The sequence below is a fragment of the Pokkaliibacter plantistimulans genome (assembly GCF_003194385.1).
In the GTDB taxonomy this organism is placed as follows: domain Bacteria; phylum Pseudomonadota; class Gammaproteobacteria; order Pseudomonadales; family Balneatricaceae; genus Pokkaliibacter; species Pokkaliibacter plantistimulans.
The window spans coordinates 20,871-38,376 of record NZ_LAPT01000015.1 but is presented as its reverse complement, the minus strand read 5'-3'; the positions used below and the strand labels follow the sequence as shown (position 1 = coordinate 38,376).

The window sequence follows — 17,506 nt, the reverse complement described above, 5'->3', positions numbered from 1 at the left end:
TGACAAAAAAGACCTTCATTTACCTTGCGACGCCACGCAATCATGACAGGTCGAAGTTGCTGTGACAGGATTCCTCCATGTTCACCTGAGGAAGTCAACAGACAGGGACTATAAGTCGACATAGTGCAGCCTTTGACTATGCTGCAAAATTACTTTCTTCATTTTTTGTAAGTTGCTAGGCTTGCCCCGCAGTTGATACGCGTCAGGCAGAATAGAAATCTCACTACAGGATATAGCGACCAATGGCAGGACAACTCACTCAGGCTCTTTTTCGAAATTTCCTGGGCAACTCCCCGGTTTGGTACAAGCAGGCCATCATCTGCTTTCTGGTTGCCAATCCGATCCTGCTCCATGTCGTCGGCCCGGTCACGACCGGCTGGATTCTGATCTTTGAATTCATCTTCACCCTTGCTTTAGCATTGAAATGCTACCCACTCCAGCCAGGAGGGTTGCTGGCACTGGAGGCGATTGTCATCGGCATGACGTCAGCCGAAAGCGTCTACGAAGAGGTAAGTAACAACCTCGCCGTCATTCTGCTGCTGATGTTTATGGTGGCAGGCATCTATTTCATGAAGTCGATGCTGCTGACCGCCTTCACACAGATCTTGCTAAAGGTAAAATCCAAGACCAGTCTGGCACTGCTGTTCTCCATTTCCTCCGCCTTCCTCTCTGCGTTCCTGGACGCTCTGACCGTAACAGCGGTACTGATCAGCGTATGCGTAGGCTTCTATGCCGTCTATCACCGGGTTGCCTCCGGCAAGGTGCTGCATCACCCTGATGATCACGATCATTCTGATGACGTTGGGGTAGGCTCCAGTCACTCGGCAGATCTGGAGCGTTTCCGCTCTTTCCTGCGCAGTTTGTTGATGCATGGTGCAGTAGGTACAGCGCTGGGTGGCGTTTGCACCCTGGTAGGTGAACCACAAAACCTGCTGATTGCTGAAAAAGCGGGATGGCACTTCGCCCAGTTCTTTATCAACATGGCCCCAGTCACAATGCCGGTACTGGTGCTGGGTCTCGTGACCTGTGTCTTGCTGGAGAAACTTAAACTCTTTGGTTACGGCGAGACTCTGCCTGACAACGTTCGCACTATTCTTCAGGAGTTTGCCAATATCGAAGATGCCAAGCGTACTGATCGTGATCGTCTGATTCTATGCGTTCAGGGTATTGTGGCGATCATCCTGATCCTGTCACTGGCACTGCATCTGGCAGAAGTCGGTCTGATCGGTCTTATGGTTATTATTCTGCTGACCGCTCTCAATGGCATTACTGACGAACATCAGATTGGCCGTTCATTTGAAGAAGCACTCCCTTTCACTGCGCTTCTGGTAGTGTTCTTCTCGATTGTCTCTATCATCCATGAGCAGCATCTGTTTCAGCCCATCATCCACTGGGTACTGCAGCAGGATCTGCATGCTCAGCCAGGCATCTTCTTCATTGCCAACGGCCTGTTATCCGCCATCAGCGACAATGTCTTCGTGGCGACCGTCTATATCAACGAGGTACTGGATGCGTTGCATCATGGCGATATCAGCCGTGAGCATTTCGATAAACTGGCTGTCGCCATAAACACCGGCACCAACATACCCAGTGTAGCAACCCCTAATGGACAGGCCGCGTTCTTGTTCCTGCTGACCTCCGCCGTCGCACCTCTGATCCGCCTTTCTTATGGCACCATGGTAGTGATGGCACTCCCCTACACCATTGTGATGTCTCTTACTGGTCTGCTTGCGGTCACCTTGCTGCTGTAACACCTGTTCAAGCATCGACGCCAATACCAATCGGCCTGCAATTGCAGGCCGATTTCATTTTATCGCATCAGTCACGTACCACCGCAAAGGCGGAACGTGCTTACGGTACATTCGCACACCACTGCACAACAAAGCCCCCAGTCTAGTGGTGATGCTCAGTTGGTTGCGCAGTGACATGCAATACTAGCGCGGGATACTCGGGCTCTGCTGCATGCTCGTCGGCAGGCATAGGCTGATCCCATTTCTCAACTACATCACCACATTGCTGCAGAACAGTAAAACTCAGTAGTTCAGGAGCGTCTTTGGCCAACTGCCCGCGCACAACAAACTCGTCGTACCACTCGTTGGGTAAAGAGCCCTCTTTCCAGCTTACACTTGCGGGCTCATGTATTTCTTTACGTGGCATAGTACTGAGTACCCATCCCGTTTTAGGCATGGGGTGTACTTTATGGAAGGCATCCGGGAATTCGATGGTAATCCCCGTCGTGGAGAGTCCCTCGCAACCATGAGGAACACGAAAGGTTGCCTTATAGTAGCTGCCAGCCGGCGCGCTCGGTTGCTCCAGCGTTATGTGGGCGAAGGCTGCAGAACTGACAAGAAGAGCACTAAACAGGAAAAGGGGTTTGATAGTCATAGTAAAGATCCAACGAAAGATGGATGCAGTCTACTCTCAGGTACCAAAACCACTATGCGGCATGGTGTCGCACTTACCTGCCCATGCAAGAAGCCCAGTCTGGACTCCTCTAAAATGAAAAAGCCCTGACTACACTGATAGTCAGGGCTTTGCTCATCCACCGAGGCTTATGCAGCCCCGATTGTCATATCAGTTGTCGAAATCAATACCGAGGCGCTTACCCACTTCTTCGTAGGCTTCGATAACATTACCCAGGCCCTGACGGAAGCGGTCCTTGTCCAACTTCTTACGGGTTTCGGCATCCCACAAACGGCAACCGTCCGGGCTGAACTCATCACCCAGCACCACTTCGCCCTTAAACACGCCAAACTCCAACTTGTAGTCGACCAATAAAATACCAGCATCAAGGAACAGTTTCTTGAGCACGGTATTGACCTGGAAAGTCAGCTCTTTGGCCTTGGCCAGATGCTCCGACTTAGCCCAACCAAAGGCCTCAACATAAGACTCGTTGATCATGGGATCACCCAGCGCATCGTTCTTCAGGAACAGCTCAAATGTGGGTGGATTCAGCTCTTTTCCTTCCTCAACACCCAGACGGCGAACCAATCCACCTGCGGCGATGTTACGCACAACACATTCGATTGGCATCATGTCCAGGCGCTTAACAACGCTTTCGGTATCCGACAGACGCTTAACAAAGTGACAAGGAATGCCTGCAGCAGCCAACTTTTCCATGATGAATGCGTTGAACTTGTTGTTCACCATTCCTTTGCGGTCCAGCTGATCAATCTTCTTGCCGTCAAAGGCAGAAGTGTCGTCACGGAACAGCATGATCAACAGATCATGATCGTCGGTTTCATACACGGACTTGGCTTTGCCCGCATAAAGCTGTGCACGCTTTTCCATGGTCATCTCCACTTAAACTTAAATACGTCGCTAGAGCGTTAAATAAAAAACCGCTCGCCAAAGGCAAGCGGCCTGTAGTCAAGATATAACGATCTGAAAATCAGGACCCTGAAGCACTTTTGTCAGCCACTTCAACCATCTGATTTTTCAGCTTCCACAACATTTCCTCAGCAACCTCTGGTGTCGCCAAGGTGTCCTTATCAGTGTAAACGGATACCAACACCCCCTGACGGGTACGGCTCAGGCGCAATTGATAGCGACCTGTATGCTTGTAGGTACCAGACTGTTTATCCCAGAATCCGACGTTATCCTGCCCCTTGCGGAAAACATAGATAACCCGGCCACCCAACCAGATCTTGTAACCATCCATCTGCGCCAGTGCATCATCCTTGCTGATAGCCGCATCAGGATTCTCACTAGTCTGAGAGGAGTATTTGACGACCTTTTTCTTCCCATCAGAAGATACACCCAGAATCTTGCCGATAGTGTCGGAGCTTAGCGTGATGGGTTCCTTGTCAGAATGCAGCCACTCGAAGAACCCCTTCTTGTGCTCCTGCATCTGCAGGGTCGTGGTATAAGTCAGATAGAAAATACCGGTGTCACGATCACGAGTACCGACATCAAAGTTGGCTCGATTCAACGCAGAGTTCAGCGACTCCCACGCAGAGTCCATACCAGTTTGAATCTGCAATACCGGATAGCCACGCTCGTTCTGTCCCATCAGTGCCTGATGGTCTTCCTTCTGCTTGCGCTGCTGATCCAGATAGCTGATGGCAGACTGCTCATCTTTAGCTGAGCTCAGGTAACTCAGGATTTCATACATAACCTGATTTTTGTAGCTCAGGGTACTGTCAGGCTTTGACCAGTCAGCTACAGCCTTACCTGACTCATATTCCTTGATGTTAACGGCATAGTGCTTGACGCGAATTTCGGTACGCCCACCATCGATAGGACGCAACTCGACACGCAGCTTGTCGGCATTACGCTGATCACTGGTCAGGTAAATGTAGGACAACAGGTTATCAACGAAGCCGGGAGCATTGTCATCTCTGACCAGCCACTGGGTTTCCATTACGCCATCGGCAGGATCTTTCTTATCAAGCTTGATGCCGTTGTACTCAAAGTACTGCAACATACGAGGCCATACCTGAGCTGGTGCATCGGCAACGGAGATGTACTTTTCTCCATCGGCACGATTCATATAGACCTCGTCGTTACCCACTTCTGCATAAAAGAACGCAGGGCGTGGTGCACGGCTGTATTGCTCACTTTTCGAGCCGGTTTTATCTACGTTGGTAACTGGATAAATATTTTCCAGATTGGACGTCGTTGCCTGAAGATGCTGAGGCACCTGCAATGGAGGCAGCACCTGCGATTGCTGATATTTGGTCAACTTATCCTGAAAAAAGCCTTGCTGGTTGGCTTTTTCTTTCTGCTGATTGCTCCCACAGCCAGCCAGCAAACTGCCAATAGCAGTCGCGATCAGAACCTTAGTGAAAGTAGACGACACTAGGTACTCCTTAAATAAGACCTGCATGAGCCAGCGCCTGTCGGACGAGGTCATGGTACTGGTTAGAGAGAGTAGTGAGGGGCAAACGTATACCAGTCTGAATCATGTCCAGCTCAGCCATAGCCCATTTCACTGGAATTGGATTAGACTCGACAAACAGATTTTGGTGCAGTGGCATCAACTTTTCGTTGATGATGCGGGCTTCATTCACATTGCCTTGCAGCGCATGACGACACATATCGGCCATCAACGCAGGTGCCACGTTGGCTGTCACAGAGATACTGCCCTGACCACCCAACAGAATAAAATCTAGCGCGGTGGCATCATCTCCAGAATACAGGACAAATTCCTCTGGCAGATGCCCCAACAGCCACCGTGCACGTTCCAGATTACCTGTGGCATCTTTTAGCCCAACGATATTTGGCACATCCTCAGCTAGCCGAACCACTGTCTGCGGTAGCATGTCGCACACAGTTCGCCCTGGAACATTGTAAAGATAAAGATCGATGTCCGCCGCCACAGCGATAGCGGAAAAATGCTGATAAAGACCTTCCTGAGTAGGCTTGTTGTAGTAAGGAACAACAGACAAACAGCTATCAGCACCAGCATGCGCAGCCGCTCGTGTCAGCGCCACTGCTTCAGAGGTGGCATTGGCACCCGTACCCGCCATTACGTGAATACGACCACCAGCACGCCGGACTACCCTACTGATCACAGCCAGATGCTCGTCATTGTCTAATGTAGCAGACTCACCCGTCGTCCCGACGGCAACAATAGCACTAGTACCGGCCTCAATATGGAGTTCGACTAGCCGGTCAAGCATTGCCCAGTCAACATCCCCCATAGAGGTCATGGGAGTGACCAGTGCAACCAGGCTACCTTTAATCATGATGACTCCATTACTGAGCGGATTTTCTGCAAGCAGAGATCTACTCCCTGAAACTCAGCGTACACTGTTCTGTCGTGTAGCTGCATAGGCTGAGTGAGATGCTCAGAACCAACAATGGCAACCCACATCAAATCGCCGCCTCATTCTAAAGCACGAACAAGCAAAGGCAAGCCAATTAGCAGGTTGCAATTGCCCAAGGCGCCCCCAGTATAAACCGTCTTTTGTAAGGTATTTTTAGGGAGAACAGGAAAGATGAGTAAAGTCGTCATTGACCAGCCAGTGCCTGCATTTACAGCCATCAGCACTCAGGGAACCGTATCGCTGGAGGAACTGAAAGGGAAGCAAGTGGTTATCTATTTTTACCCCAAGGACAACACCCCAGGTTGCACCACTGAAGGTCAGGATTTCCGCGATTACCATCAGCAGTTTATTGCGGCAAATACTGTAGTTTTTGGTGTTTCTCGCGATAGTTTGAAGAGCCACGAAAATTTTTGTCAAAAACAGAACTTCCCCTTTGCGCTGATCAGCGACCATGACGAAAGTCTTTGCCAGCTATTCGATGTTATCAAACTGAAAAAAATGTATGGGCGTGAAAGCCTCGGTGTAGAGCGCAGCACCTTCCTTATTGATGCAGAAGGCACATTGCAGAAAGAATGGCGCAAGGTCAAAGTCAAAGACCATGTCAAAGAAGTGCTGGAGCAAGCTCAGGCGCTCAACGCAGGCTGAACCTCCGGAAAGTCGCATGAAGAGCATTGATGGCACGTTGACTGATCTTACAGAGCTATTGTCGCCATCGATGCACTTCATACTAGCACTCTATGTCTACTGCGATGTCACCACCTCAGAGGAACGAGGCCAGGCATGTAATACTGCTTTGCACAGCGTAGCCAGAGGAATTGCGAAGAAGACCCCCCAGAGCCCCCAAACTCCGCCAAAAACCAACACAGCAAGAATGATAGCGACGGGGTGCAGATTGACAGCTTCCGAAAACAGCAGCGGTACCAGCACATTTCCATCCAGTGCCTGAATGATGCCGTACGCCACCATTAGCCAGACAAAGTCATTGGACCAACCCCACTGGAAATAGGCTATCAATGCTACAGGGATGGTCACGACAGCTGCGCCGATATAGGGAATGACCACCGACAACCCGACAAGAAGCGCAAGCAGCGCGGCATAGTTCAACCCCAAAAGAGCGAATGCTACGTAAGTAGCAATACCCACGATGACAATCTCAATGACTTTCCCCCTGACGTAATTTGATATCTGGGCATCCATTTCTACCCACACCTGATTCAGGAGCTTACGCTTCTTGGGGAGAAAGTTACCTGCCCACCAACGGGTGATAAGCGTGCCATCCTTCATGAAAAAGAACATGAGTATGGGCACCAACACGCTGTAAACCAACATCGTCATTAAATTCGCAATCGATGAAAGTGAAAAACTCACAACCAGCTGACCGAGCTTTCCTACTTCCCCAGTCGCTTGTGATATCCAATTCTTGACCTGCCCCGAAGAAATCAGATCCGGGTACTTTTCAGGTAATAACATTAATGAGGCCTGCCCTTCATTGAGCATGCGCGGCAGTTCCTTCAGTAAATTATTGAACTGCCCCCAGATAATCGGCAGCAAAAACACCACGAAGCCAAAAAACAGACCGACTGCGACCAGAAACACCAGGGAGACAGCAAATGTATGCCTGACACCTCGTCGCTCAATCCAACTCACCACACCCTGTAATAAGAAAGCGAGGATAATACTGGCAAACACAGGAGCTAGAATTCCTCCCATGAATACAATAATCAGAAACGCCATCAACAATTGAAAGAACAGCACCAGCGCCTCTTCGTTAGAGAAGTGACGCTCGATCCACCGACCCAGAACCTCAAACATTAGTTACTCCAGCCCTTTGGCTATCCAGAAGTGGAAAATACCGCCGATTTCTTCACTACGCTTTAACGTATGCCCACTTCGATGCACGAACACGGGAATATCCCGCGATGAGCCAGCATCTGATGCCATTACATGTAATATTTGCCCAGCCTGCAGCTGACGCAAGGCCTGCTTCGCTTTCAGCAGGGGCATAGGACACATCAACCCGGTCGCATCCAACATTTGCTCTTTGCTTGTCACCATTGCCCCGCCACTCACCTTACTTATTCCATGCATGATGCTGCATGGCGCCTGTATAGCAAAAATTTGACACCCGCGCACCATTGAGCCGGTCTCACTCACTCGTTAGACTGCCTCACGACCTGTAAACGGAGAAACAGTGTGCGCCATTTATTGCTGGCTCTTGCTACTACCTGCTGTTTGCCAACAGCAGCGCATGCACTCGATCTGAACCTACCGGTATTGGGCGATTATTCCTCTGCCAGTGTATCGATTACCGAGGAAAATCGCATAGGCGACTACATGTTAAGGCGGTTGCTGGGAAGTGGAAGCACGCTGGATGACCCGGCACTCGAATCCTACGTGACCGACATCCTCTATCAACTGGCTCCTTACAGCAATCTCCCCAACACAAATCTGAATGTTGTTGTGCTGGATACAACAGAATTGAATGCCTTTGCCGTACCCGGCGCACTTATTGGCATCAACGCGGGGATGTTGATGTACACCGACAATCAGGACCAGCTTGCCTCCGTGCTTGCGCATGAACTTAGTCACCTAAGTCAACGTCATTACGCTCTGCAACGCGCGCAGCAGGAACGTGAGCGCCCATACTGGATAGCTGCCACCATCGCTGGCATTCTGGCGGGGGTCGCAAGCGGCAACGCGGATGTGGGCGGAGCAGCGGTCACCTCGTCGCTAGCAGCGAATCAGGGCCGCTCACTGGCATTCAGCCGACTGCATGAAGCAGAAGCGGACCGGATTGGCATTGCCGTTTTAGCAAACGCTGGATTTGACCCTCAGGCCATGCCAGACATGCTGAGCAAACTGCAGCGAGACTACGGCAATAGCACCAAGGTACCTGAGATGCTATTGAGTCACCCACTGACAGAAAAGCGTATTGCCGATTCTCAGGCACGTGCAGCAACCTACCCTCGTCGCCCCCATACGGCTGATAACCGCTTTCTGATGATGCAAGCGCGAGCTCGAGTCCTGCTGAACAAAGCTGACCAGGCCACTCTCAGCTACTACCAGTCGCGGGTCAAAGAGCTTCCGAGTGATCCTGGTGGCCACTACGGATTAGCACTGACTTACATTGAGCGCAAACAACCAGCCGCCGCACTCAGTGAGCTACAATGGCTTGAACAAAATCAACACGACAGCCTGCTGATTCAGGCCTTGCGCGCTCGCTACCTTGCAGAAAGTGGACAGGGCGCGAGCGCCATCAGTTATCTAAAACAGCATCTGGCTCTGTTTCCGGATAATCTTATGCTGGGCCGTCTATTAGCCCAGATTTATGAGGATCAAAACCAGCTCCAGAGTGCCCGGGCACTTTTAGAAGATCTGATCACAACCCACCCCGAGCAAGCAGGTCTGTGGTATGACCTGTCAGAAGTTCGCGGCAAACTAAAGGACACCTTCGGTATTCATGACGCACGCATTGAGTATTTCCTGCGCACGGCATCATGGGAAGACGCTGAACGTCAGATCCGTTATGCCAGGAGTACTCGCGGCATCACCGTGGTACAAAACGATCTACTGGATGCCAAGGAGAATGAGGTTAAGGAGTGGAAGCAATGGGAAAAAGACATGCGCTAAGCACTCCCCAGACGGCGTCGAGCAATCGCAGGCTAATAAGGGATTCAGCCACCTGCTTAGTTAGTCACCGGCAGAGCCAGAATGAACAAATAAAAACGCCGGATAGCTTCTCATCCGGCGTCTTGGTTTAAGTAGCACAGAGGTAATTACTCAAGCGTTTCCTGCAAGTGCCAGCCGCTGGGAGCTAGTGAAGTCAAGCATGCGACGCAGCGGGACAAGTGCTTTATCTCGCAAACCATCATCCACAAATATCTCTTGATCTTCCGTTTCCAGCACAGCGAGCAACGACTGCAAACCATTCATCGCCATCCATGGGCAAAGTGCACAGCTGCGACAGGTTGCGCCGTTACCACCAGTCGGCGCCTCAATAAAACGCTTGGTTGGGGCTAACTGCTGCATTTTATAGAAAATGCCCTTGTCAGTAGCCACAATAAAGGTCTCATTAGGCATATCACAGGCGGCTTTTATGAGCTGACTGGTCGACCCGACCACATCTGCCAGCTCTACCATGGCCTCAGGTGACTCAGGATGTACAAGAATGGCCGCATCGGGATAAACGGCTTTAAGCTCAGAAATTCCCTTTGCCTTGAACTCTTCATGGACAATGCAGGAGCCATTCCACATGAGCATATCCGCACCAGTTTCACGCTCGATATAACGACCTAAGTGGCGGTCTGGCCCCCAGATCAGAGACTCGCCCTGATCCATCAGATGTTCAACGATATCCAAAGCACAACTTGAGGTAACAACCCAATCCGCTCGCGCCTTCACGGCAGCGGAGGTATTGGCATAAACCACAACCTTCCGCTCGGGATACTGATCACAGAACTGAGAGAACTCTTGCTCAGGACAACCTATATCAAGCGAGCAGGTTGCCTCGAGGGTTGGCATCAGCACTCGCTTCTCAGGATTCAGAATCTTCGCAGTTTCGCCCATGAAGCGAACACCCGCAACGACGAGCATAGAAGCAGGATGGTTACTACCGAAACGCGCCATCTCAAGAGAGTCAGCCACGCAACCACCTGTTTCCTCAGCCAGCGACTGCAGTACAGGGTCAGTATAGTAATGCGCAACCAGACAAGCATTCTTCTCTTTTAGCAGAGCCGTAATCTTTGTCTTGTAGGCTTCGATTTCTTCAACTGAAAGTACAGGGGTTACATTGAGATGAGCCAAGTGCTCTCTAACAAGCACCTTGTCGGCGATGTCTTTGTCGCTAAGCATGTTGCACATTACCCGACCAAGCTAACCAGTAGTGTATTAATTATTGGGTGGCACAGTATACCACGCATCAATAAAGGTACATCCCGCTGATTCAGGGATGAAACACCCAATAGACCCTACTGACTACTTAATACCTTTCAGATAATCACCCGCCAGCTTAGCGGCAGACGAGTCGGCATAGCCACTGATCACTTGCTGCAGGTATTTCTTCGCCGACGCCTTGTCACCTTGCTTATCACTTAACATGCCAAGCTTATACAACGCATCAGGTACTTTTCGGTTATCTGAATACTTATCGACGACCGTCTTGAATGCAGCCATCGATTTGGCCACATCAGGAGGAGATTTGACGAGATAGATTTCGCCTAACCAGTAATACGAGTTACCAGCCAGAGAACTGGAAGGATATTTTGTAACGAACTTCTGGTACGCCACTGCGGCCTGATCAAACGAACGCGCACGCACCAGCTCGAAAGCAGCCCGATAATCGTCCTGCTCTGACCCAGAAGCTGCTGGTGCCTCTGCAGCAGCGGAAGCAGCGGAAGCAGTGGATGCCGAGCTGGCTGCCTGACCAGCCCCGGCATCCGCCGTCTCACTGCTAGACTGTGACGAAGAGCTTAGCTCAGAAAGCCGCCGATCAAGATCCGAGTATCGATCTCGCTGATCATCCTGAAGCTGCTGAACCTTATAGGACAACTGCTCAATTAATCCGCGTAGCGACTGGACCTCACGCTGTAATGCCTGAACCTGTTCATATTGGCCGTTGGAAGACGAACCAACACTACCTGGAGAAGCCATATAACTCCCCCCTGCAGAATTACCGTCAACCGGCTGCACCTCGATAACGGGGACAGAGTCGGCGAATACGCTACTGGAGCCGATTACAGCTCCAATCATTAAACAGGAAATCAGCGGCTTTATTTGCATTTACTCAGATCACTGGTATTTCAGTTCTACGCGACGGTTTTCTGCCCAAGCATCTTTGTTGCTTGCTGGGTTGGCAGGCTTCTCTTCGCCGTAGCTGATGGTTTCAATGTTGCTGGCGCTCACGCCCTGATCCATCAGGAATGCAGCAACGGCTTTGGCACGACGCTCGCCCAGAGCCATGTTGTACTCACGAGTACCCCATTCGTCGGTGTTACCTTCCAGACGAACGTGTACAGATGGGTTTGAACGGATGTATTGAGCGTGGGTAGACAGCGCATCACGGTATTCAGGTTTGATCTCTGAACTATCGAAGTCAAAGTAAAACACTGAAGGAATGTTCGCAATAGCAGATGCGTCTACACCGCCGTTGGCGTTAGAAGCGCCAGCGCCATAGGTAGTATTATCGTTCTGGCCCATACCTGCATCGGTAGTTTTGCCAGATGAGCTACAACCGGCCAACCAAGCCAAAGACAGGCCCAGAGCTACGGCTTTGCTAACAGCAGACAGTTTCATTTGGATCTCTCCAGTATCACCAAAAGTTAATGGCAGTTTACTTACGAATTGTCAGCTCCAACTCAGAACACCCAACTGATTAGTTCAGGAATGGTGACCAAGCAGGCTCACGTACATCGCCCGTGGCATCGGGCAAGCGATATTTGAAACGCCCATCCATGGAAACCACTGACAGCACACCCCGTCCCCCCTCCTTAGTGGCATAGATCACCATCGTACCGTTAGGAGCAATACTTGGAGACTCATCCAGTGTTGTATCTGTCAATGAGAAAACTCTTCCGTTCTGCAGATCAGTCACTGCAACGTGGAAGTTGGCTCCGCGCGACTCTCTGTGCACGGTTACCAGGAAACGACCGTCAGCACTCAACTTTCCTTTGGCATTGTAGTTACCAACAAAAGTCAGCCTTTGTACGTCCTTAGTAAACACATTCATCTTATAAATCTGTGGCTGGCCACCGCGATCAGAAGTAAAGATCATACTCTGGCCATCAGGCATCCAGCTCGGCTCAGTATCGATAGCAAAATGGTTGGTCATTCGCTCCAACTGCAGCGTTTGCAAGTCAAACGTATAGATCTCGGGGTTACCGTCTTTAGACAACACAAGTGCCAGCTTACGGCCATCAGGTGACCAGCTCGGTGCACCATTCAACCCCGGGAAAGATTTGAGACGCTGACGCTGCCCGGTAGACAGGTCCTGGATATAGATTGCAGGGCGGCTTGTCTCAAAAGAAACATAGGCGAGACGTTTACCATCGCGTGACCACGCAGGAGACAGAATAGGCTCTCCAGATTCCAGAATTGTCCGCGGACGTGCTCCGTCTGCATCCGCAACGATCATACGGTAACTACCTTTGCCACCACCAAATTGCTGGGCGGAAACATAGGCAATACGTGTAGAGAAGGCACCACGAATACCTGTCAATTTTTCATAAATCTGATCACTGATGTAGTGAGCAATATCACGCAGATTGTTCATACCGCCATTTACCTGACCGGACAGTACTCTCTGCTCACGCAAAACGTCATACAACTCAAATTCAGCATGATATTGGCCGCCCGCCTGGGACAAACGACCAATCACCAGATAGTCCTGTTTCAGAATGGACCAGTCACGGTAGAAAATCTGACTCTGGTCATGTGGCCAGTTCAGCATCTTGCCTCTGTCCAGAGGATTGAACTGACCACTACGCTGCAGGTCAGCTCCGACTATCTGGGCAATATCATCGTTCAATGGCTGTCCTTGCCACTGAAAAGGAACAACCGCGATAGGTGTCGGGTTGTCCATACCCTTGGTAATTTCAATTGTCAGCTCAGCACGAGCCATACTGGCAAAGCAAAGAGCAACAAGCCCCAGCCACAACTTCTTCCACATAGCTACACCTACTTTCGCAAAGTCAGTTCCAGCCACCACCGCAATCCATACTTATCGAGCAGGTTTGACAGGTTGAGCCCCGATCAGTACCAGTACACATTGCTACAATCTTAGATCACTAGGATTGAAGCGCAGGTTAAAGCTACGGAAATTAGACTCAAATGCACTTCTGTCTAGCTTCTGCAACTCATCAAACTCGACCACCTTCCAGACCGCATTAACAGCACTCTGGTCAAAAGCCGTGTTGCCACTGGAGTTAATCACCTTCACATCCACAACCTTGCCACTATCAATAAGGTTGATGCGCAACACTACAACCATGTCATTACGAGCCGATGGTGGACGTGTCCACGCACGACTCACCATTTCGTTGATGTAAGCCATCGCATCAGTCACGGACGCATCATCGCTGGACTCAGCGGCATTCAGCTCATCTTCGAGCGCTTTATCCAACTCCTGCTGACGCTTGGCTTGATCTGCTTTGCGTTTGGCGTCATCGGCTTTCTTTTTATCTTCCGCAGCCTTTTTCTTTGCTGCTTCATCTGCTTTCTTCTTGGCATCAGCCTGCTTTTTAGCTTCGGCGTCTGCCTTGGCTTTTGCATCAGCAGCAGCTTTAGCCTTGGCGTCTGCTTCAGCTTTTGCTTTCGCCTCCGCATCAGCTTTCGCTTTGGCAGCCTGATCAGCCTTCAACTTAGCATCAGCTTCAGCTTTCTTACGCGCATCTGCTTCAGCCTGCTTTTTAGCTGCTTCATCTGCTTTACGCTGAGCATCTTCCGCAGCCTGCTTCTTAGCCTGATCTGCTGCTGCCTGGGCCTTCTTCTTCTCTTCAGCCACTTTTTCAGCTTCAGCCTCAGCTTTTTCCTGAGCTTGCTGCTGAGCCTTCTGCTGATCTTCTAACTCTCGTTTGGCCTGCTCTTCAGCCGCACGCTTTTCATCTTCAATACGCTGAGTTTCTTCAGCTTTGCGCTTTTCCTGCTCAACATCCTTGGCTTTATCTGCCAGGCGCTGCTTGTCTGGTTGCTTTTTCGACTTACCCTGGCTTAAAGCCTTGAGATCAATCACCTCTGCCTTGACATATCGAGGCGTCATTTGTTGTGGACGAGACTCATAAGTAAAAGCCCAGTTCACTACAAAGGCACCGATAATCAAGACATGCAGAAGAATTGCCAGGACAGTAGGCGTGAAATACGAACGGCTAGAAAATATCCTCACGGTATCAGGGCTCTGTCACCAGACCTACGGTTCCTGCTCCAGCCTCCTGCAAAGCCACCATCAGCTCCACTACCTGGCTATAAGCGACCTTTTTATCCCCTCTCACCAACACCTTGGTCTTTGGTTGCTGAGCAAGGATTTTACCTACCTGTTCCTGAATAAGAGGCAAGCCAACGGGATCGGTGTCCTTACCTCCATGACTGAGAAAATAGAGGCCATCAGCATTCACAGTAACGACTATCGGCTCCTGATTTTGCTCAGTTTCCACAGGATCTGCCGGCGCCTTGGGAAGCTCAACAGAGATACCCTGAGTCAGCATGGGTGCAGTGACCATAAAGATAACCAACAGCACCATCATTACGTCGATGTAGGGTACTACGTTCATCTCCGCGTTAAGGCGGCGTTCACGACGTGCCATAACGCTTAACCATCCATTGTGTGAAGTTTGCGATAAAGAATCGCACTGAACTCATCAGCGAACGTTTCGTAATGATTGAGCAAACGATCAACCTGGGCACTATAACGGTTATAGGCGACTACCGCTGGGATAGCTGCAAACAAGCCAATCGCGGTTGCGATCAGTGCTTCAGCAATGCCGGGCGCAACCGTTGCCAGAGTTGCCTGCTGCACATTGGAGAGACCAATAAACGCATTCATGATCCCCCACACTGTACCGAACAGACCAATGTAGGGACTTACAGAACCCACAGTAGCCAGGAAGGGCAAATGAATTTCCAGCTTGTCCTGCTCTTTGGATACAGCGACTTTCAACGCACGCTGCACACCCTGCATGACAATTTCAGGGTCGACGCCAGGCTGCTGGCGCATGCGAGAGAATTCTTTAATACCTGATGAGAAAATATTTTCAACACCATTATCAGGATCCTGATTAGCTGCCACTTCGCGGTATAGACGACTCAAATCCATCCCAGACCAGAAGCGGTCTTCAAACTCAACCAGAGCCTTGCGTGAACTGCCAAGAACAGCACGCCTTTGGAATATAACTATCCAGGAAAGGCAAGATGCCAGAAGCAAGGCCAACATCACGATCTGAACCAGTACGCTCGCATTAGATACGAGACCCCATACCGACATATGCTGTTCGGCCACTCAATGATCTCCTGGGATTAAAAAGGAAATGTAAGACTAAAGGATTTACCCGATGATGAATACAGGCTGTCATTTTGCAGCCGCAATAATTTTTTTCAAATTATTACGTCATGGCACCTTGATACCAGAGCGCGCAAAGCATAGAGAGTGATACAACAAAAGAAAAGAGGGAGGATAGCCAATATTTTTTGCCTGTGATGATCACTTTTTTTTGTCAGAACAAGCACACTGATTGCAATGTTTTGTCAAAGGTTGACTAAGCAGCCTTTCAGGTTCGATGTCCGCACTGCAGCACTGACATACACCGTATTCCCCTTCCTCAATCAGCTCGAGCGCCTCCTGCACCTGCCTTAACTCCGACATACAATCTTTAACAGAGGCTAATTGAAAGCCAGCTTTACTACTTACATGGCCATCGAGGTCAGACTCCAGACCTGTAAGCTGTCTTATCAGTAGTCGATACCTGTTCAGCAATGAGCGCTGTAGATCCAGGATATGGGAGGTTGTCAGTCCAGCCATCTTCGTCTTCCCCAACGAAATAGTGACATCCTAGTCTACTGAACACCTCTGTCCTGACGTTGACTTAGATCAGTCATCCCTTAGCGACCATGACCATACCTGATAGCAACGAACGCACAGCAACATCAAAACTTTTACTTGATACCAACCTATTCAACCAGCTGCCGGTTTCTCCAGACCGAAATGCTGATAGGCACGATCAGTAGCCATTCGCCCACGTGCAGTCCGAATAATAAATCCCTGCTGAATCAGGTAGGGCTCAAGAACATCTTCGATAGTGTCGCGTTCTTCACTGATCGCAGCAGCCATACTATCAACACCCACCGGCCCACCAGAGAAGTGCTCGATCATGGTCAGCAATAGCCTTCTATCCATATGATCAAACCCTTCCCTGTCCACATTCAGCATATCCAACGCCTGTTCTGCAACTACGCCGGATATCTGACCATCGTGCCGGACCTCAGCAAAATCCCGCACTCGTCGTAGCAGCCGGTTGGCGATACGCGGCGTACCACGGGAACGGCGTGCTATCTCAAACGCTCCCTGCTCCTCGATTTGCACTCCCAAAAGCGTCGCAGAACGAGTAACGATATGAGTCAGATCCTTTACGTTATAAAACTCGAGACGTTGAACTATCCCAAAGCGATCACGCAAAGGAGAGGTCAGCAACCCTGCCCGAGTGGTAGCACCAATCAAGGTAAAGGGCGGGAGATCCAGTTTAATGGAGCGCGCTGCAGGCCCCTCACCGATCATAATATCCAGCTGATAGTCCTCCATGGCGGGATAGAGCACTTCTTCTACTGCCGGACTCAAGCGATGAATCTCATCGATAAATAACACATCCATCGGCTCAAGATTGGTCAGTAGCGCAGCAAGGTCACCTGCTCGCTCCAACACAGGCCCAGAAGTGGTGCGTATGTTTACGCCCATTTCATTGGCAATAATATTGGCCAGTGTTGTTTTACCCAGACCTGGCGGACCAAACACTAACGTATGATCCAATGCCTCTGGCTGATTAGTAGTAGCCTGACGTTTCTTCGCTGCCTGGATAAAAATTTCCATCTGTTCGCGAACCGGCTGCTGCCCAACGTAATCAGCCAGCGTTTTTGGACGAATCGCCCTATCCTGCCAGTCTTCTCCCTGCTTCGGAGCAGGACTTATAAAGCGATCAACTTCTATCATGCAATTCTCGCCTAACTCGCCAACGGCATATCAATCCAAACTCACGCAA

Annotated in this window: 17 protein-coding genes; 3 read left to right on the top strand and 14 right to left on the bottom strand. The window is 50.3% G+C overall.

Going from position 1 to position 17,506, the window contains the following annotated elements:
• Nucleotides 1-242: 242 nt before the first annotated feature.
• Nucleotides 243-1,751, top strand: coding sequence for a sodium/proton antiporter NhaB (gene nhaB, locus WH50_RS03935; RefSeq protein WP_110186132.1), 1,509 nt, complete (start codon nucleotides 243-245; stop codon nucleotides 1,749-1,751).
• Between the two features lie 142 nt (nucleotides 1,752-1,893).
• Here nhaB and WH50_RS03930 read toward each other — a convergent pair whose 3' ends face one another.
• From WH50_RS03930 to dapA, 4 genes are all read right to left on the bottom strand, one after another.
• Nucleotides 1,894-2,385, bottom strand: coding sequence for a YcnI family copper-binding membrane protein (locus WH50_RS03930; protein ID WP_110186131.1), 492 nt, complete (start codon nucleotides 2,383-2,385; stop codon nucleotides 1,894-1,896).
• A gap of 189 nt (nucleotides 2,386-2,574) precedes the next feature.
• Entirely contained in the window at nucleotides 2,575-3,291 is a 717-nt protein-coding gene (purC, locus tag WH50_RS03925; protein WP_104154876.1) for a phosphoribosylaminoimidazolesuccinocarboxamide synthase, read from the bottom strand.
• A 100-nt stretch (nucleotides 3,292-3,391) separates the two neighbouring features.
• Nucleotides 3,392-4,801 carry an outer membrane protein assembly factor BamC gene (bamC, locus tag WH50_RS03920; protein ID WP_165838296.1) on the bottom strand — a complete coding sequence of 470 codons (1,410 nt, stop codon included), beginning with the start codon at nucleotides 4,799-4,801 and terminating at the stop codon, nucleotides 3,392-3,394.
• A gap of 10 nt (nucleotides 4,802-4,811) precedes the next feature.
• Nucleotides 4,812-5,690 carry a 4-hydroxy-tetrahydrodipicolinate synthase gene (gene dapA / locus WH50_RS03915; RefSeq protein ID WP_110186129.1) on the bottom strand — a complete coding sequence of 293 codons (879 nt, stop codon included), beginning with the start codon at nucleotides 5,688-5,690 and terminating at the stop codon, nucleotides 4,812-4,814.
• Between the two features lie 252 nt (nucleotides 5,691-5,942).
• Here dapA and WH50_RS03910 point away from each other — a divergent pair, with 252 nt between their 5' ends.
• Nucleotides 5,943-6,416, top strand: coding sequence for a peroxiredoxin (locus WH50_RS03910; RefSeq protein WP_110186128.1), 474 nt, complete (start codon nucleotides 5,943-5,945; stop codon nucleotides 6,414-6,416).
• A gap of 96 nt (nucleotides 6,417-6,512) precedes the next feature.
• Here WH50_RS03910 and WH50_RS03905 read toward each other — a convergent pair whose 3' ends face one another.
• Both WH50_RS03905 and WH50_RS03900 read right to left on the bottom strand, forming a co-directional pair.
• A complete protein-coding gene (locus tag WH50_RS03905) occupies nucleotides 6,513-7,583 on the bottom strand; it encodes an AI-2E family transporter (protein ID WP_110186127.1) in 1,071 nt (356 codons plus the stop codon).
• 3 nt (nucleotides 7,584-7,586) lie between these two features.
• The gene (locus tag WH50_RS03900) at nucleotides 7,587-7,805 is read right to left on the bottom strand and encodes a sulfurtransferase TusA family protein (RefSeq protein WP_243409986.1); all 219 of its coding nucleotides are present in this window, start codon (nucleotides 7,803-7,805) and stop codon (nucleotides 7,587-7,589) included.
• A gap of 159 nt (nucleotides 7,806-7,964) precedes the next feature.
• Between WH50_RS03900 and WH50_RS03895 the strand changes: the two genes are divergently transcribed.
• On the top strand, nucleotides 7,965-9,401 hold the full coding sequence (locus WH50_RS03895) for a M48 family metalloprotease (protein WP_133251233.1): 1,437 nt from the start codon (nucleotides 7,965-7,967) through the stop codon (nucleotides 9,399-9,401).
• A gap of 150 nt (nucleotides 9,402-9,551) precedes the next feature.
• Here WH50_RS03895 and nadA read toward each other — a convergent pair whose 3' ends face one another.
• The 8 genes from nadA to ruvB all read right to left on the bottom strand — a co-directional run bounded on the left by nadA (nucleotide 9,552) and on the right by ruvB (nucleotide 17,457).
• Complete coding sequence (nadA, locus tag WH50_RS03890) at nucleotides 9,552-10,622, bottom strand: quinolinate synthase NadA (protein ID WP_110186159.1); 1,071 nt, start codon at nucleotides 10,620-10,622, stop codon at nucleotides 9,552-9,554.
• Between the two features lie 123 nt (nucleotides 10,623-10,745).
• Nucleotides 10,746-11,549, bottom strand: coding sequence for a tol-pal system protein YbgF (ybgF, locus tag WH50_RS03885; RefSeq protein WP_110186125.1), 804 nt, complete (start codon nucleotides 11,547-11,549; stop codon nucleotides 10,746-10,748).
• Between the two features lie 9 nt (nucleotides 11,550-11,558).
• Nucleotides 11,559-12,062, bottom strand: a complete 504-nt coding sequence (gene pal / locus WH50_RS03880) for a peptidoglycan-associated lipoprotein Pal (protein WP_110186124.1) — start codon at nucleotides 12,060-12,062, stop codon at nucleotides 11,559-11,561.
• A gap of 79 nt (nucleotides 12,063-12,141) precedes the next feature.
• Entirely contained in the window at nucleotides 12,142-13,434 is a 1,293-nt protein-coding gene (gene tolB, locus WH50_RS03875) for a Tol-Pal system beta propeller repeat protein TolB (protein WP_104154884.1), read from the bottom strand.
• Between the two features lie 102 nt (nucleotides 13,435-13,536).
• Entirely contained in the window at nucleotides 13,537-14,646 is a 1,110-nt protein-coding gene (gene tolA, locus WH50_RS03870) for a cell envelope integrity protein TolA (RefSeq protein ID WP_110186123.1), read from the bottom strand.
• Between the two features lie 4 nt (nucleotides 14,647-14,650).
• Entirely contained in the window at nucleotides 14,651-15,064 is a 414-nt protein-coding gene (gene tolR / locus WH50_RS03865) for a protein TolR (RefSeq protein WP_104154886.1), read from the bottom strand.
• Nucleotides 15,065-15,069: 5 nt separating this feature from the next.
• Complete coding sequence (gene tolQ / locus WH50_RS03860; RefSeq protein WP_104154950.1) at nucleotides 15,070-15,741, bottom strand: protein TolQ; 672 nt, start codon at nucleotides 15,739-15,741, stop codon at nucleotides 15,070-15,072.
• A gap of 687 nt (nucleotides 15,742-16,428) precedes the next feature.
• On the bottom strand, nucleotides 16,429-17,457 hold the full coding sequence (ruvB, locus tag WH50_RS03855; protein WP_110186122.1) for a Holliday junction branch migration DNA helicase RuvB: 1,029 nt from the start codon (nucleotides 17,455-17,457) through the stop codon (nucleotides 16,429-16,431).
• Nucleotides 17,458-17,506 lie beyond the last annotated feature (49 nt).

Bases quoted from the DNA above. Each gene is read 5' to 3' on its own strand.
- nhaB (WP_110186132.1), top strand. From the start codon at position 243: ATGGCAGGACAACTCACTCAGGCTCTTTTTCGAAATTTCCTGGGCAAC.
- WH50_RS03930 (WP_110186131.1), bottom strand. From the start codon at position 2,385: ATGACTATCAAACCCCTTTTCCTGTTTAGTGCTCTTCTTGTCAGTTCT.
- purC (WP_104154876.1), bottom strand. From the start codon at position 3,291: ATGGAAAAGCGTGCACAGCTTTATGCGGGCAAAGCCAAGTCCGTGTAT.
- dapA (WP_110186129.1), bottom strand. From the start codon at position 5,690: ATGATTAAAGGTAGCCTGGTTGCACTGGTCACTCCCATGACCTCTATG.
- WH50_RS03910 (WP_110186128.1), top strand. From the start codon at position 5,943: ATGAGTAAAGTCGTCATTGACCAGCCAGTGCCTGCATTTACAGCCATC.
- WH50_RS03905 (WP_110186127.1), bottom strand. From the start codon at position 7,583: ATGTTTGAGGTTCTGGGTCGGTGGATCGAGCGTCACTTCTCTAACGAA.
- WH50_RS03900 (WP_243409986.1), bottom strand. From the start codon at position 7,805: ATGTTGGATGCGACCGGGTTGATGTGTCCTATGCCCCTGCTGAAAGCG.
- nadA (WP_110186159.1), bottom strand. From the start codon at position 10,622: ATGCTTAGCGACAAAGACATCGCCGACAAGGTGCTTGTTAGAGAGCAC.
- ybgF (WP_110186125.1), bottom strand. From the start codon at position 11,549: ATGCAAATAAAGCCGCTGATTTCCTGTTTAATGATTGGAGCTGTAATC.
- pal (WP_110186124.1), bottom strand. From the start codon at position 12,062: ATGAAACTGTCTGCTGTTAGCAAAGCCGTAGCTCTGGGCCTGTCTTTG.
- tolB (WP_104154884.1), bottom strand. From the start codon at position 13,434: ATGTGGAAGAAGTTGTGGCTGGGGCTTGTTGCTCTTTGCTTTGCCAGT.
- tolR (WP_104154886.1), bottom strand. From the start codon at position 15,064: ATGGCACGTCGTGAACGCCGCCTTAACGCGGAGATGAACGTAGTACCC.
- tolQ (WP_104154950.1), bottom strand. From the start codon at position 15,741: ATGTCGGTATGGGGTCTCGTATCTAATGCGAGCGTACTGGTTCAGATC.
- ruvB (WP_110186122.1), bottom strand. From the start codon at position 17,457: ATGATAGAAGTTGATCGCTTTATAAGTCCTGCTCCGAAGCAGGGAGAA.